Source organism: Halohasta litorea, assembly GCF_024494645.1.
In the GTDB taxonomy this organism is placed as follows: domain Archaea; phylum Halobacteriota; class Halobacteria; order Halobacteriales; family Haloferacaceae; genus Halohasta; species Halohasta litorea.
Genome location: NZ_JANHDJ010000001.1, coordinates 295,075 through 309,753, shown reverse-complemented (window position 1 = coordinate 309,753; position 14,679 = coordinate 295,075). Strand labels below are relative to the sequence as shown.

19 protein-coding genes and 1 tRNA gene are annotated in these 14,679 nt (G+C 63.9%); 9 read left to right on the top strand and 11 right to left on the bottom strand.

Annotation, left to right across the window (positions count from 1 at the left end; genetic code table 11):
• Positions 1-267: 267 nt before the first annotated feature.
• Together NO877_RS01685 and NO877_RS01680 are read left to right on the top strand one after the other, a co-directional pair.
• Entirely contained in the window at positions 268-540 is a 273-nt protein-coding gene (locus NO877_RS01685) for a DUF7123 family protein (protein WP_256394559.1), read from the top strand.
• A 134-nt stretch (positions 541-674) separates the two neighbouring features.
• On the top strand, positions 675-1,817 hold the full coding sequence (locus NO877_RS01680) for a site-2 protease family protein (RefSeq protein ID WP_256394558.1): 1,143 nt from the start codon (positions 675-677) through the stop codon (positions 1,815-1,817).
• 30 nt (positions 1,818-1,847) lie between these two features.
• Here the strand turns inward: NO877_RS01680 and thiL are convergent, their stop codons facing one another.
• Positions 1,848-2,708: a thiamine-phosphate kinase gene (gene thiL, locus NO877_RS01675; RefSeq protein WP_256394557.1), complete on the bottom strand. Its 861-nt coding sequence runs from the start codon at positions 2,706-2,708 to the stop codon at positions 1,848-1,850.
• Positions 2,709-2,843: 135 nt separating this feature from the next.
• Here thiL and NO877_RS01670 point away from each other — a divergent pair, with 135 nt between their 5' ends.
• Entirely contained in the window at positions 2,844-3,266 is a 423-nt protein-coding gene (locus NO877_RS01670; protein ID WP_303646866.1) for a DUF2391 family protein, read from the top strand.
• Here the strand turns inward: NO877_RS01670 and NO877_RS01665 are convergent.
• Both NO877_RS01665 and NO877_RS01660 read right to left on the bottom strand, forming a co-directional pair.
• A complete protein-coding gene (locus tag NO877_RS01665; protein WP_256394556.1) occupies positions 3,263-3,691 on the bottom strand; it encodes a VOC family protein in 429 nt (142 codons plus the stop codon). The two genes, NO877_RS01670 and NO877_RS01665, sit on opposite strands and share 4 nt — an antisense overlap.
• Before the next feature lie 59 nt (positions 3,692-3,750).
• Entirely contained in the window at positions 3,751-4,260 is a 510-nt protein-coding gene (locus NO877_RS01660; protein WP_256394555.1) for a DUF7097 family protein, read from the bottom strand.
• 50 nt (positions 4,261-4,310) lie between these two features.
• Here NO877_RS01660 and NO877_RS01655 point away from each other — a divergent pair, with 50 nt between their 5' ends.
• From NO877_RS01655 to NO877_RS01645, 3 genes are all read left to right on the top strand, one after another.
• Positions 4,311-4,679: a DUF192 domain-containing protein gene (locus NO877_RS01655; protein ID WP_256394554.1), complete on the top strand. Its 369-nt coding sequence runs from the start codon at positions 4,311-4,313 to the stop codon at positions 4,677-4,679.
• A 189-nt stretch (positions 4,680-4,868) separates the two neighbouring features.
• Positions 4,869-6,398, top strand: a complete 1,530-nt coding sequence (locus NO877_RS01650; protein WP_256394553.1) for a (R)-citramalate synthase — start codon at positions 4,869-4,871, stop codon at positions 6,396-6,398.
• Positions 6,399-6,477: 79 nt separating this feature from the next.
• A complete protein-coding gene (locus tag NO877_RS01645; RefSeq protein WP_256394552.1) occupies positions 6,478-6,807 on the top strand; it encodes a DUF8081 domain-containing protein in 330 nt (109 codons plus the stop codon).
• Between the two features lie 201 nt (positions 6,808-7,008).
• Here NO877_RS01645 and NO877_RS01640 read toward each other — a convergent pair.
• The 5 genes from NO877_RS01640 to NO877_RS01620 all read right to left on the bottom strand — a co-directional run bounded on the left by NO877_RS01640 (position 7,009) and on the right by NO877_RS01620 (position 8,714).
• Positions 7,009-7,093, bottom strand: a tRNA-Ser gene (locus NO877_RS01640).
• Positions 7,094-7,200: 107 nt separating this feature from the next.
• Complete coding sequence (locus NO877_RS01635; RefSeq protein WP_256394551.1) at positions 7,201-7,542, bottom strand: hypothetical protein; 342 nt, start codon at positions 7,540-7,542, stop codon at positions 7,201-7,203.
• A gap of 148 nt (positions 7,543-7,690) precedes the next feature.
• Positions 7,691-7,993: a DUF8036 family membrane protein gene (locus NO877_RS01630; RefSeq protein WP_256394550.1), complete on the bottom strand. Its 303-nt coding sequence runs from the start codon at positions 7,991-7,993 to the stop codon at positions 7,691-7,693.
• Positions 7,994-8,266 (bottom strand): winged helix-turn-helix domain-containing protein, encoded by a 273-nt coding sequence (locus NO877_RS01625; protein ID WP_256394549.1) that lies wholly within the window; start codon positions 8,264-8,266, stop codon positions 7,994-7,996. It lies immediately after the preceding gene.
• A gap of 172 nt (positions 8,267-8,438) precedes the next feature.
• The gene (locus NO877_RS01620; protein WP_256394548.1) at positions 8,439-8,714 is read right to left on the bottom strand and encodes a DNA polymerase V family protein; all 276 of its coding nucleotides are present in this window, start codon (positions 8,712-8,714) and stop codon (positions 8,439-8,441) included.
• A 160-nt stretch (positions 8,715-8,874) separates the two neighbouring features.
• Here NO877_RS01620 and NO877_RS01615 point away from each other — a divergent pair, with 160 nt between their 5' ends.
• Positions 8,875-10,017, top strand: a complete 1,143-nt coding sequence (locus NO877_RS01615) for an MBL fold metallo-hydrolase (protein WP_256394547.1) — start codon at positions 8,875-8,877, stop codon at positions 10,015-10,017.
• Here the strand turns inward: NO877_RS01615 and NO877_RS01610 are convergent, their stop codons facing one another.
• The 3 genes from NO877_RS01610 to NO877_RS01600 form a co-directional block, all read right to left on the bottom strand.
• Positions 10,018-10,248 (bottom strand): DUF6684 family protein, encoded by a 231-nt coding sequence (locus NO877_RS01610; protein WP_256394546.1) that lies wholly within the window; start codon positions 10,246-10,248, stop codon positions 10,018-10,020. It lies immediately after the preceding gene.
• A 97-nt stretch (positions 10,249-10,345) separates the two neighbouring features.
• Entirely contained in the window at positions 10,346-11,878 is a 1,533-nt protein-coding gene (locus NO877_RS01605) for a cobyric acid synthase (protein ID WP_256394545.1), read from the bottom strand.
• An 8-nt stretch (positions 11,879-11,886) separates the two neighbouring features.
• Positions 11,887-12,585 carry a cob(I)yrinic acid a,c-diamide adenosyltransferase gene (locus NO877_RS01600; protein WP_256394544.1) on the bottom strand — a complete coding sequence of 233 codons (699 nt, stop codon included), beginning with the start codon at positions 12,583-12,585 and terminating at the stop codon, positions 11,887-11,889.
• A gap of 102 nt (positions 12,586-12,687) precedes the next feature.
• Here NO877_RS01600 and NO877_RS01595 point away from each other — a divergent pair, with 102 nt between their 5' ends.
• Both NO877_RS01595 and NO877_RS01590 read left to right on the top strand, forming a co-directional pair.
• On the top strand, positions 12,688-13,419 hold the full coding sequence (locus NO877_RS01595) for an ABC transporter ATP-binding protein (RefSeq protein ID WP_256394543.1): 732 nt from the start codon (positions 12,688-12,690) through the stop codon (positions 13,417-13,419).
• Positions 13,412-14,644 carry an ABC transporter permease gene (locus tag NO877_RS01590; protein WP_256394542.1) on the top strand — a complete coding sequence of 411 codons (1,233 nt, stop codon included), beginning with the start codon at positions 13,412-13,414 and terminating at the stop codon, positions 14,642-14,644. The genes NO877_RS01595 and NO877_RS01590 overlap by 8 nt, the downstream gene beginning before the upstream one ends.
• The last annotated feature ends 35 nt before the right edge of the window (positions 14,645-14,679 follow it).

Here is a 14,679-nt window from a genome sequence, read left to right as displayed (position 1 = left end):
ACTACTGCTGATCGCCGACAATCGTGGTCCGTTTCGTCCACCGAGGCCCCTTATCGGCGCGTAAATGGGGTTGTATAATTCTCTGAGTACGGGTGAGAAATATAATTTCTGCAACCGATTTAAAACGTTTAAACGTTTCAAGAAGCGTTAGAAGAAGGCTGATTTGAATCGGTTTACGATCGTTTGAGCGGTGAAGCGGGCCGAATTCCGGGCAACGATCTGGTTTATATAACAGATGTGGTGAACAAGCGGCTACCGAGGATCACAATGAGCGCAACCACACCCTCCACCGAGACTACTCACGAACCAGTCGACGGGAACCCGAAGGCCGAACGCCTCCGACAGTACCTGCGTGAGCGTGCAGCAGCCGGGGACCGCTACTTCAAAAGTAAGTTCATCGCCGAGGATGTGGCGCTGTCGCCGAAGGAGATCGGTGCGCTGATCGTCCGGCTCCAGGAGTCGGCGACCGATCTCTCGATCGAACCGTGGTCCTACACCGGTGCGACGACGTGGTACGTCGAGCCGGTAGACGCCGCCTAACCGACGCGGGAACAGCTACCACGACCCACCACACTCCTTCGAGACCACAACACCGGAGCGACAGCACCGGGCATGTTCTGACAGGCCAGCGCTAACGACGGGTGTTTATCACCGTCGACCACGTAGCGGACCCGATGGCTGACTCGGAGGCCACCGTGCCGCGTCCCGACGATCTGGAGACGTGGTACCGCCTCACCGACGTTCGAATCCAGGATGGACGGATCGTCTACTACGGCGAGCCGCTGATCCCCGAGCGTCGGCTGCTCGACGAACTGTGGCCAGCGTTCCAGGAGGCTGGCTACGAGCTCAAACTCGCAGAGTCAGAGCGGAGTCCGGGGACCGCACTCGTTGCGGATCCGATCGAAGACGACGAACGCGGTGGCATTCCGTGGACCAACATCGGGCTACTCGTTGCGACGGTGCTGTCGACGCTGTTCGTCGGTGCCTCGGTGTGGTACTACGTGCCGCTCGGAGCGATCAGCTCGAATCCACTGTCGATCCTGGAGGCGTGGCCGTTTACCGCCGCCGTCCTCGGCGTGTTGCTGACCCACGAGCTCGGTCACTACGCGCTGGGCCGATACCACGATGTCGATGTCTCGCTGCCCTACGTAATCCCGTTTCCCACCTATTTCGGCACGTTCGGTGCGGTAATCAGAATCCGCGGACGGATACCGAGCCGGAAAGCGCTGTTCGATATCGGCGTCGCCGGGCCGATTGCGGGGCTGGTTGCGACCGTCGTCGTCACGGCCGTCGGTCTCTCGCTAGGCCCGATAGAGGTTCCAGCCGCAGTCGTCGAGCAGAGCGGGTCCGGCACCTCGGTCGTCTTCAATAATCCGCCCCTACTCGATATTATTGCCTCCCTACTCGGCGAGCAGGCGAGCTACAGCGACCCGTCACTCAATCCGCATCCGGTGATCATCGGCGGCTGGGTCGGGATGCTGTTTACCCTCTTGAATCTGATGCCGGTCGGCCAGCTCGACGGCGGCCACATGGTTCGGGCGATGGTCGGTCGGCGCCAGGAGACGATTGCCGCCCTCGTCCCGGCAGCGCTGTTCGGGATCGCTGGCTATCTCTACTACGTCCGGGAGCTGTCGCTCAACGATTCGGTCATCCTCTGGGCGGTCTGGGGCGGCGTTGCGCTGGTAATCGCGTTCAACGGCCCCGCCGAGCCGGTCGACGAGCGTTCGATCGGCCTCCCGCGACTCCTGGTCGGGCTGGCGACTTTCGGGATCGGCCTGCTGTGTTTCATGCTGGTCCCGATCCAAATCCAGGGCTGAGCGCAGCGCGAAATATAGAGTCCGACGACTTCAGTGGGTGTAACCGCGATCGGGCAAGGGCTCGCCATCGACGGTCACACCCGCTTCGGCGTCGGTGACGCGACCGATCACCGTGATCGGCACGTCGGTCTCGACAGTCGAAAGCGCCGCTTCGGGCAGTGTACAGACGAGTTCGAAATCCTCGCCGAAATGGACGCCCGCCTCCCAGCGGTCGATGTCAAGCGATTCAACGGCCTCGTCGACCGGGACGCTGTCGCCGTCGACCGCAAAGCCGCAGTCGCTGGCCTCGGCGAGCTGGTGGAGCGAGCGGGCCAACCCGTCGCTGGAGTCCATCATCGCCGTCGCGGGTCCGGCCAGCTGCCGACCCGCCGCGATGCGTGGGGTGAACTGAAACAGCTCGTTGGCCCGATCAGTCTCGCCGCGGTCGAACAGCGCGAGGGCCGCCGCGCTCCGGCCAACGGTACCGGTGACACAGACCAGTTCGTCGGCGCTCGCGCCCGACCGGAATACCGGCCGATCGGCATTGCCGATGGCGGTTGTCGCCACCGTAAACTCCGAGTGATGGTCGAGATCGCCGCCGACGTACTCCGCGCCGACAGTCGCGCATACTGCGCGTGCGCCGTCGACGAACGCCCGAAGCTCCGCCTCGATGAACGCCTCGTCGGCGTAGGCGGCGACGGCGGCGGTCGGATCGGCCCCCATCGCCGCGAGATCCGACAGCGAGGCCGCGACCGACCGCCAGCCAGCGGTGTACCGAGTGGTCCCCGCGGGGAAGTCGGTCGACTCGTGGAGCATATCGGTCGTAATCGCCGTCGAGCCGACGACAGCGGCGTCGTCACCGGCGTGGGAGAGATCGGAACCGAGCAGTCGGAGCGCCTCGCGTTCGTCCATCGGGTTCTACACCCCGTTTCGACCTCGTACCTAAAAGCATCGGTGACTTGTGGGCGGTTCCGAAACTGTCGTTCGTTACAATATGATAGCTATCGAACCCGAACAAGTAAACTCCTGAACCGATAGGGAACGATCATGAAAGAACGCCGAAAACACGAGCTTGCGGACACCGCCCAGCAGATCGTCGGCGGCTTTCTGTTGTCCGGGCCGTTCGTCGTGACCCAGGAGGTGTGGCTGCTCGCCCGGAACATGACCGTCTTCCACAGCCTGTTTCTCGTCAGTGCCGTCATGGCGATCGGCTACGGCGGGCTCTATGGGGCCGACAACGACCGCGATCCGAGACGCGAGGCCGCCATCGTCGGGATTCCGATCCGGTTCATCTCGGTGATGATCGTCGCCTTCGGCTCGGTCGCCATGCTCGCCTTTTCGATCACCGCACCGGATCTGTTCCTCAGTGACTATTCGACACCCGATCGGCATTTCATCACCTTTCGGGCGATGAGCGTTGCGGCGGTGTTCAGCGTCGTCGGCGCGGTAACGACCGACAGCCTATTTTAACGTCTCGCCGGATCGAACCGGCTGTTTTCGCCGTTCCACCGTCCGTCCTCGGTCTCGCGGGTGTCGACGTAGAGTTCGACACCGTTGCCGTCGGGATCGTCGAAGTAGATCGCCTTACTGATCCCGTGGTCGACCGGACTCACCGTGATTTCACGGTCGGCGAGCCACTCGTAGGCGTCGCCGACCGCCGCAAGCGAGTCGAGTTCGAACGCGACGTGGTAGAGTCCGGTGCTCTGTGGTGGCGGCGAGGACGCTCCCTTGTGGGCCTGTAACGCGAGGTCGTGGTGGTGATCACCGAACGAGAGGAACGCGAAGTTGGCGTGTCGCTCGGTGACCGCGAGGTCCAGGAGTCCAGTATAAAACTCGACCGCGCGGTCGAGGTCAGTGACCTTTAGGTGGACGTGGCCGAGGTGAGCGTCGGACATACGGCTAGTAGGAGGCGACTACCGTTTACGCTTCTGCCGAAAGCGTCGACAAACAGATCCTACTCCTCGAACCGCTTGCGGGCCGAATCAAAGCCGAACTCCTCGTGTTCGGCCGCCCGTCGTGTCTCCCGTTCAGCGACTGCTTCGGGGTCCGGTTCGGCATCGTCGTCGATGCGTGCGAACGACTGGTGGACCTTGGCGTGACACCACCGACACAGCGAGACCGTGATCTCGTGGCTCGTTCCCTCGCCGTCGGGATACGAGAGATGGTGTTCTTCGAGCAGCGGTCGACGCTCGTCGTGAGCGACGCGGACTTCTTCGAGCCCGCAGCGCTCGCATTTTCGGTCGGTCGTCGTCGACCGGTAGTGTCGACACGCTGCCCACTCGCCGTTGTCGCCGACATGGCAGGCGTACTCGTCGGCCGCCCGCTCGGCGGCGAACTCGGGGTCGACACCCGCGTGTTGGAGTGCGAGCCGACACCGGCCGTCGTCGGTGAGATGGTCACAGACCCCAGCGATCTCGTAGGGATCGTCGACACCGACGGGCGTTCCCTCGGGCGTTCGCTCCATACGGTCGCTGGGATCCCCATATATAAATAGTGGCCGCCTAATCCGACGCTGTGCGCCTCGTACACCGCCGCGGCCCGCCGGACGACCTCTCGCCCGAGGAGCGAACAGTCGCCACCGAGATCGAGATCGCCGACTCGTTTCTGTCCCGAGCCCGCGGACTCATGTTTCGGCGGTCGATTCCAGACGACTACGCCCTCGTGTTTCAGTTCGAGACGCCCGACAACCGGGATTTGCATATGGTGTTCGTCCCGTTCCCGATCGACGCCGTCTGGCTCGTCGGTACCGAAGTCACCGCCGTCAAGCGGCTTCGCTCCTGGATCGGCCTTGGTCGAAACACCGCCGACACTATTATCGAACTTCCGGCAGGGGCCGCAGCCGACATCGAGCCGGGCGATACCGTCGAGTTGGTCGACGAGTAGCGACGGACCGTCGACACCCACCGAAACGGGACGAGAGAGACGGCAGCTTTATTTCCCTGTATGTGTGAACGATTGGTACAATGGAGCACGCAGACTCCACCGAGGATAGAGTAAGTCGGGGCAACCCGGCTGGCCGTGAAATCGACCGCTGAGTCACCTTTAGTCGTGAATTCAAACAATACATCCGAGTTGTACAGTGACAACTCAACGCGATCGGCGATTCCTGCAGACGACGTACAGCTGTTAGATACCACGCTCCGGGACGGCGAGCAGGCCCCCGGCGTCTCGCTGACCCCCGACGAGAAAGTCGAGATCGCCCACGCCCTCGAAAACGCGGGCATGGACGTCATCGAAGCGGGCAGCGCCTGTACCTCCGAGGGCGAACGCGAGTGTATCCGCCGTGTGACCGACCTCGGACTCGACGCCACCGTCACGAGCTTCGCCCGCGGCATCAAATCCGACATCGACCACGCCTTAGACTGCAATGTCGATGGGGTCACCATCGTCGTCCCCTCGTCGGACAAACACATCGAGACGAAGGTCGGCTCGACCCGCGAGGAGGTCATCGAGAAATCGGTCGACCTCGTCGAGTACGCGCTGGAGCACGACCTGTGGGTCGAACTCCTGGGCGAAGACGGCTCGCGTGCCGATCCAGAGTTCCTCGTCGACCTCGCCAAGGCGGGCCACGAGGCCGGGGCCGACCGGTTCTGTTATGCCGACACCGTCGGCCACGCGAGCCCCGAACACACCTACGAGATGGTCTCGAAGCTCGCTGAACTCGGGCCAACGAGCGTCCACACCCACGACGACCTCGGCTTCGGGATGACCAACGCCCACGCCGGGCTCAAAGCCGGAGCCGATTTCGTCCACGGGACGGTCAACGGGATCGGCGAGCGCGCCGGGAACGTCGCCATCGAGGAGGTCGCCATCGCCCTCAAACACAGCTACGGGATCGAGACACTGAATCTCCCGGCGGTCTACGAGCTGGCGACCACCGTCAGCCACAACACGGGCATCCCGCTTGCGCCGAACAAGGCCGTCATCGGCCAGAACACCTTCACCCACGAGAGCGGCATCCACACCGACGGCACACTGAAGGATTCGGCGATGTACGAGCCCTACCCACCCGAAACCGTGGGCCGCGAACGGCGGCTCGTCCTCGGCAAACACGCCGGACGCGCGGGCGTCGAATCCGCGCTCGCCGAGCACTCGGTCGACGTCACCGACGACGAACTCGCCGACATCGTCGAGCGCGTCAAATCCCTCGGCGAGCGCGGCAAGCGCGTTACCGACGCCGACTTGCTGGCGATCGCCGAAGACGTCCAGGACCGAGACCGCGAGCGGTTCGTCGAACTGCTGACGCTGACGACCGCCAGCGGTGGCGATGTCCCGACGGCGAGCGTCAAACTCCGGGTCGGTGACGACGAGCGCGTCGCGGCGGGTACCGGTTCCGGCCCCGTGGACGCTGCGGTCAAGGCAGTCCGTGAGGCGCTCGGCCCGGCGGCCGACGCCGATCTGGACTCCTTCCACGTCGACGCCATCACCGGCGGGACCGACGCGGTCGTCACCGTCGAGGTGGCGATGACCCGCGGCGATCACTCGGTGACCGTCGCGGCCTCGGATTCGGACATCACGCGTGCCTCGGTGACCGCGATGGTCGACGCTCTCGACCGCCTCCTGGCGGCGAAGCCGCCGGAACAGCCGGTCGCCGACGACTAAGGTCGTTTTTAAATAGCCAGCAGGAGTGCGGTTTTCAGCGAATCCGTATATATAAATCAGATAAGCCTGTAGCGTCGCTGTGGCGTATCTCGTCGAGATCAAACCCTCGGCCCGCAAGCGCAACGGCGACGTCGGCCGGGCGGTCAACCGCGAGGGGTCGACCCGCCGATTCGAGAGCCGCGAGCGCGCCGAGGCGTGGGCCGACGAGCTCACCGGCGGCGGCCGGGACCACGTCTGGATCAAAGCCGCCCATCCACAGGATCAGTCCAGCGTGGACGGCTATCTGGTCTCCAGGAATGCACGTGGGAAGTTAGAGGCCGCCTACGACAAACGCAGGCGTCGACTGCGCGGCGGCGACCACAGCCAGCAACAGGGCCTCGACGACGGCAATGCGTCGCTTGACGTGTGATTATTTATAAGAGATCGACCTCGCTGGTCGGGTGTCGACTGAGTGACTAAGTCGCGCCGAGGGAGTGATTTGAACCACGGTCGCTCTGCTCACTTTGTTCGCTTCGCTCCCTGATTCAAATCTCCCGACTGACGCACACGCCGACACAGTGTTCCGCGGCGCGATAAAACGCGCCGCTAAGCGATTGGTGTCGGCGAGAAGCGCCGAGGGGGAGATTTGAACTCCCGAGTCCGAATGGACAGTAGATTTCGAATCTACCGCCTTGGCCAGGCTAGGCTACCTCGGCTTGCATCCATACGTGTGGCGTTATTGGGTTAAAAGATTCCGGTCGACGGGGACGCTGTTTTGCGATTCCATCCCATATTCGCTGACGGGTGACCGTCGCTGTGACAGTTATTGACCAGCCGGAACCGGCTCGGTGACCTGCCCCAGTTCGTCGGCGGTGAGTTCGACGATTCCACCAGACGGAACCGAACTCGATCCCGAAACGGGGGTGAACTTCAGGGCGTACTCGTGCCAGTCGCCGATTCTGGCGGTCGGATCGAGGATCTCGGCCTCGCTGAAGCCAGCGTTCGACTCGGTGATGACGACCTTCGAAGAGGTCGACCGCGCCGCCGACCGGGGTTCGAGTTCGAGGTCGTAGGTGTGCCAGTCGCCGAACCGCGCGGTGACATCCAGGATCTCTCCCTCTCGGAAGCCGCCGATCGATTCGTTGAGTTTGAAGGACTGTTGCATTGTATCCGGTAGTAGGCCCCGGAGACGTAAAAAGTATTTTTTGAATGAACAATCAGTGAGTTGAATGATCGATTCCTAGCGTTCGTAGTATGCCGTACCAAGGCGGCTCGTATCCGAAAACCCCAGTTACGGACCAGAGACGGGAGGGTCACTTCACCGTGACGTAGGTGAGGAACGCCAATGCGATCGTCTGGAGGATACGGAGCGCGGCGACGGCCTGCTGGGCAGTCGGCGCGCCCGCATACAGCATCCCACTGCTGAAAAAGAAGTAGATCGCCACGGCGTTCTCGATCAGCAGGACCGCCGCGAAGGCGGCCAGTCCGGCGGTCAGCTCCGAGCCGAACGTCCGGTAGTTGCGCACCCAGACGGTCGTCAGTGCGCCCAGTAGGACGACGTTAACGCCCGAAAACAGGGTTGCGACCGCCATCCACGGCTCCATGATCCCCAGCATTCACATCGCCTCCAGGACCCGTTCGAACTCCTCGCGGTGGTGTTCGAAGCGGTCGGTCAGGAAGTAGAGTTTGCCGTAGTCGTCGCCACCGGCTTCGATCACGTCGTGGTCTTGTAACATATCGAGGTGGTGTCGCACCGTGTTGTAGTCGACCTCCAGGCACTCGGCGATCTGGTTGGCGTTCCGTGGTCGCTCGTCGATCGTGCGGATGATACGCGCGCGGTTCTCGCCGCCACGCGTCCCGACGAGCAGATACCAGAGTGCCTTCTCCATCCGTTCGGTCCGTCTCAGTGAGGGGTTATTAGTTCGGCGGTCACGAGATTCCGTTCAGATATCACTTCTGCCGACTCTCCGCCACCTCGCTGAAGCGGTCGACTGTCGCTCAGGCTGCCTCGGCGGGGTCGGTCGCCCCTATATTGTTTTCTGTCAACATGATATCTGTCGGTTAGTTTTCCATTGATCCATTCCCCATGGATTCATCCTCCATGGAGTCGTCTTCCATTGATTCATCGTTCATAGATTCGTTTCCCATAGCTCCGCCATCCATAGATTCAGTTTCCATGGATCCGTTTTCCATAGATTCATCATCCATAGATTCATCGTCCATGGATTCGTCGCCCGACTCTTCTTCGGCTGGATCGCCCGTACAGCCAGCAAGGGCGGCAGTTACGAGTGCACCTGTTGCTCCAATAACCGATCGTCGTGTCCGATTGTACGACATACAGTCGGCCAGTTCAGGGCGGTACGGTAAATGAATATTTCAATAATAATACAAAATCCGTGCTGAGTCCGTCAGAGGTCCGTTCAAATTTCGTTCAATATTCGACGGCGAGCCGGACGTCGACGTGAGACTTTTGCGGCCACCACGCGAGGGAAACAGTATGCACCAGTCACTCACCGCCGAGGAGTTCCGCGACCGGCTGGATTCAGGCGAGCCGACGGTCGTCGTCGATACTCGACCGCCGGAGAGCTTCGAGAGGTGGCGGATAGCCGATTCGATCCAGTATTTCTACAAACCGTTCCACGAGTTCGACCGTGCCGACTTCGAGGCCGAAACCGGGCTCGGCCCAGAGGACCCAATCGTGACGATGTGCGCGAAAGGCCAGGCCTCCGACGACCTCGCCGCGGAGTTGGCCGAGGCGGGCTACGAACACGTCGCGGTCGTCGAAGGCGGAATGCGGGCCTGGAGTGCGGTTTACGATCACGTCCGGATCGAGTACGACGCGTTCAGCGTCGTCCAACTCCAGCGCCGCGCCAAGGGCTGTCTGGGCTATGTCATCGAAAGTGACGGCGAGGCCGCAGTCGTCGATGCCACCCGCCACACCGGGGAGTTCGAGGCCGCTGCCGAAGCCCTCGACAGCGAGATCGTCGCCGTCTTCGATACCCACGTCCACGCCGACCACATCTCCGGCGGCCGCGACCTCGCAGCCGACCGAAACGTACCCTACTACCTCGGAGAGACGGCGACCGATCGGGACGTCGACTACGAGTACGACCCGCTCGGGGCCAACGAGGTCGTCTCTGTCGGCGGACTCGACATCAAGGCCCTCGAAACGCCGGGCCACACCTCCGAGATGGTGAGCTACCTCGTCGGCCACGAGGCCGTGTTAACGGGTGATACGGTCTTCGTCGACTCGCTTGGCCGGACGGAACTCCAGTTCGGCGACGGCGATGCCACGACCGGGGCCGAGCTGCTTTACGACTCGCTGCACCGAACGCTGTTGGCCGAACCCGACTCCGTCACGGTGCTGCCGGGCCACTTCACGGTCAACAACGACGGGACGACGGCGATCACGCCCGGCGAGCCGGTCGATACCACTGTCGGCTTGCTCCGGACCGGCCTGGAGATACTGTCGGCCGACCGTGAGACGTTCGTCGACGCACTCACCGAGCGGCTCCCGGAAAAGCCGCCGAACTACGAGCGGGTGATCGGGATCAACAGGGGCCAAGAATCGGTCGAAAACGAGGTCGAGGCGATCGAACTCGAACTCGGCCCGAACCGGTGTGCCGCCGAGGCCGACTGACTACTCCTCGCGGACACGGCCCCCCTCGATCGCCCGGAGCGTGAGATACGTGATGAGCGCCAGAAGCACGAAGGGAACGACGTGGAGGCCGGTCATGAGGAGGATCGGAAACGGCTCGTAGCCCCACGGCGCGAAGACGAGAAACAGGATCGAAAAGAAGGCGATGATGGCCAAGGGGACGAGATTGACCACGATATCCAGGATCGCCTCTCGCGTGAACAGTGTGGACATAACTCACGGTTCGTCTGTCGAGCCGAAAAGCAAATCTGCGAGATACTGGCCGCGCGCCGACAGTATATAATCCGACACCAGTCGACGGTCGGCCGGGTCAGCCCAGCCAGTCGAGCGTGCAGTGGTCGGCGAGCAGTGCGGCAGCCCGATCGTACGGTGATGGCGCAGCCGCCGTCCCCAGTGGTCGGTGTCGGTCGGCCGCGTCGTACACGCTGTTTATAAATGCGTCCCGAAGCCCGTCGTTCTCGAAGAGACCGTGGAGATAACAGCCGACGACCTTTCCACGCCGGGCTCCGAGTGCCGCGGTCGACTCGCCATCGCGGCCGAACGGGGTCTCGACTGCTCCGGCCGACTCGGTGGTCCCCATGTGGATTTCATACCCCGAGACGGGTCCATCGGCCCCCGCAAAGGGCCCCGTGCCGTCGAGTTCGAGGGCGGTGTCGACCACTCGCTTGTCCTCGCTGAACGTCGTCTCGACCGGCAGCAGTCCGATCCCCGAGACCGTCGAGGCTCCCTCTGGACGGTCGGTTCCTTCGATATCGGCCTTATAAATCCGCTCGCCGAGCAGTTGGTAGCCACCGCAGAGGCCGACGATGGGGCCGTCGAACGTGCGGAGTCGCCGGTCGAAGCCCGCCTCCTGGATCGCCAGCAGATCGTCGACCGTGTTTTTGGTGCCGGGGATCACGACCGCGTCGACACCTTTTAAATTGGCGTCCAGCGGCAAATAAGCGACTCGAACGCCAGCCTCGGCGGCCAGCGGTTCGAGATCGGTGACGTTCGAGGCCCGCGGTAGCCGCGGGACGCCGATGGTGACCGTCCGGTCGGCATCAATGCCGTCGTCATCGCCGAAGACGGCCCGTTCGTCGGTCGAGGGCAGCGCGAGGCTGTCCTCTTCGGGAAGGCCAGGATCGTCGTACGGGAGGACGCCGAGGACATCGACGCCCGTTCGGGCTTCGAACTCCTGGAGGCCGGACTCGAGCAGCGAGAGATCGCCGCGAAACTTGGTAATAATGACGCCGCGGACCTGCTGGCGGAGGTCCTCGGGCATGAGTTCGACCGTCCCCACCAGCGAGGCGAAGACGCCGCCGCGTTCGATGTCGCCCACGAGAACGATTTCGGCATCGGCGAAACGGGCGGTCTCGACGTTCGCGAGGTCTCGGTCCTGGAGGTTGATTTCGGCGATCGAGCCCGCTCCTTCGGCGACAATCACGTCGTATGCGTCGGCAAGTCGACCGTGGGCCGCCTCCGCAGCATCGCGGGCCTCGTGCCAGTGGTCGTCGTAGTAGCTCCCGGCCGCGAAGTGGCCGACAGCGCGGCCGTCGACGACCAGTTGGGACTCGCCGCCACCCCGCGGTTTTAACAGGACGGGGTTCTGGTCGGTCGTCGGCGCGATGCGGGCCGCACGGGCCTGGACGTACTGGGAGACGCCGATCTCGCCGTAGGGGTGGCCGCTGTCTCCGTTTTTAACTGCTGGTGCTCGCGGGACGGCACGAGCGTTGTTGCTCATGTTCTGGGCTTTATAAGGAGCAACCGAAACGCCACGATCAGAGAGGAGTCGGCAGAGTCCGGCGGCGACGGTGCTCTTGCCGACGTGGGAGGCAGTGCCAGCGACGAGAATCGTTCGAGCCATCGCAGTGGTCAGTATTCGGTCCCGCGACGGGCGCGCTGTCCGGCGTCGATCGGGTGTTTCTCCTTACCGATCTGTGTGACGAGATCCGCGCTGCCGTAGAGGTAGTCGGGTTCGGTGTGGCTGCCCGTGATCACGAGTTCGAGATCGTCGGGTTTGGTCTCGACCAGTTCGACGACAGCCTCGGGGTCGACGAGATCGCGGTCGGCCGCATACAGCAGTTCGTCGAGAATCAGCATATGGACGCCATCTTCAGGTGGGGCATCGAGATCGAAGGGTTCGGAGAGGTCGGCCTCGTCGGCGGCGGCGATCAGGTCCGCGGCGCGCTCGAAGCCCGCCTCGGCGTCGGTCTGGTGGTCGACCTCATCACTCCCATCGGCCATCCCGTGCCAACCGTAGTGACCGGTGTTCTCGTAGGAAAAGCCGGGCATGGCGGCGATGGCGTTGTACTCGCCCCTGACGTCTTCGACGCTGTCCGCGCCGCCCTTCATGAACTGGAGCATATGGACCCGGAAACCGTGGCCCGCGGCGCGGAACCCCATTCCCATCGCGGCAGTCGTCTTTCCTTTGCCGTCGCCCCAGAACAGTTGGACGAGGCCGAACTCGTCGGGAGCGCTGGGTTCGATCGGTCGGGCCTCGGGGCTGACGCCCTTGCCCGGTGTGCGGCGGTGTGGGGGCGCATCGTCGACCGCAGGATCGGTGTCAGTCATCGGTACCTGTTGGTTAGGCTCGAAGGCTATTGTCGTTGTGTTCGGGTCCGACCTGACGCCGAACCGGCGAACGTTCTTACTCCACGACACCCAAACCGAAGTGTGAGCGAGACAGCAGGCACCCCGACGCCCGACCCCGATGCGACCGTGGTCGTCGACGATGTGACCAAACAGTACGCAGTCGGCACCACCGTCACCGCCCTCGACGGCGTGAGCCTCTCGCTGCCGCGCGGCTCCTACACCGCGATCATGGGCCCCAGCGGCTCCGGCAAAAGCACCTTGTTAAATCTCGTCGGCGGCCTCGACACCCCCTCGGCCGGTCGGGTGACCGTCGACGGCCACGACGTCTCGACGGCCGACGAGGCCGAACGCGCCGCGATCAGAGGGACGGAGATCGGCTTCGTCTTCCAGACGTTCAATCTCATGCCGCGGCTCACGGCGGTCGAAAACGTCGCCCTCCCGCTGGTGTTCGACGGCTGGAGCCGCGCTGATCGCCGCCAGCGCGCCCGCGAACTGCTCGAAAGCGTGGGCCTCGGCGACCGCCTCGACCACGTCCCGTCGGAACTCAGCGGCGGCCAGCGCCAGCGCGTGGCTATCGCCCGCGCACTTGCGCCCGACCCGGCGCTCATCCTCGCCGACGAGCCGACCGGCAACGTCGACACCGAGACTGGCGCGACGATCCTGGACATCTTCGAGGACCTCCACGCGGCGGGCAACACCATCCTGCTGGTAACCCACGAGCGCCACGTCGCCGAGCACGCCGACCGGATCGTCCACGTCCAGGACGGCCACATCCGTAGGATCGAGGAACTCGGGGAGGACACCGATGGATAGCCGCGAGTCGCTCCGGATCGCCGTCCGGTCGATCCGGGCCCACAAACTCCGGTCGGCGCTGACGGTGATCGGCGTCGTCATCGGCATCGCCTCGGTGATCACCTTCGCCACCTTCGGCGCGAGCGTGCAAAGCGAGATCGTCGGCGATATCGGCGACAGCAGCGCAGGGAATATCTACGTCTTCGGCACGCCCGAGGACGAAGAGGGGTTCGAGCGGGCCTTCCAGCCGGTCTTCACCGAGTCCGATGTCGATGCCCTCCGCGAGATCGAGGGCGTCGAGGCGGTGCTCCCGCGCGGCATCGTCCAAGTGGGGTCGGTACGACAGGGCAACGAAACCCTTGCCAGACAGCAGGTGACCGCGACGACGCCCGCCAGCATCGCCCCCGACTCGATCGTCTCGGGGCGGCCGTTCACGCCGGGCGAACAGGAGGTCGTCGTCAACGAACGCATGGCCGAATCCTTCTCGCAGAACCTCACCGCGGGGTCGACGCTGACGTTGGTCCTCCCCGACGGCGAGGAACGCGAGGTGACCGTGACGGGCGTCGTCAACGGTACCCGTGGCGAGCTTCCTGTCAGCGGCTTCGCCCGCCAGTCCCGTCTGTATGCGCCGGTCGACCCCTTTTATGAATCGGTGGTCGAGAGTCCCTCGGCGGGCGTCCGCCAGCGGGCCTATCCGCAGGTAACGGTCGTCGCCGATCCGCGGCAAATTCCCGAAACCAAAGCCGCCATCGAGGCGTTCCTTGCCGAGTCGGACGCTCGGCAGCTATCGGGCGCTGACACCGAGCTGGTCGCCCGCTCGGGCAGCGACTTCGTCGACTCGGTCAGCGACGTGATCGACCAGATCACCCGCTTTGTCACGGGGATCGGCGTCATCTCGCTTGTGGTCGGCGCCATTGGGATCGCCAACGTCATGCTGGTCAGCGTCACCGAGCGCACCCGCGAGATCGGGATCATGAAGGCCGTCGGCGCGCGGAACCGCGACGTGATGGGCGTGTTCCTCATCGAGGCCGGACTGCTCGGCACGCTCGGCTCGGTGCTGGGGGTCCCGCTCGGCCTCATTGTCGGCTTCGGGGCCACGCGGTACGCCGAGGTCGGCTTCGCGCTGGCGCTCGACTGGATGGCGCTGGCGGTCGTCGTCGGCATCCTCGTGGGGATCGTCGCCGGGCTCTACCCCGCCTGGCGCGCCGCCCGCGTCGACCCCATCGACGCGCTCCGCCACGAGTGACTCCGCGATCTTGTGGCACCCACTCGGACAGTCGG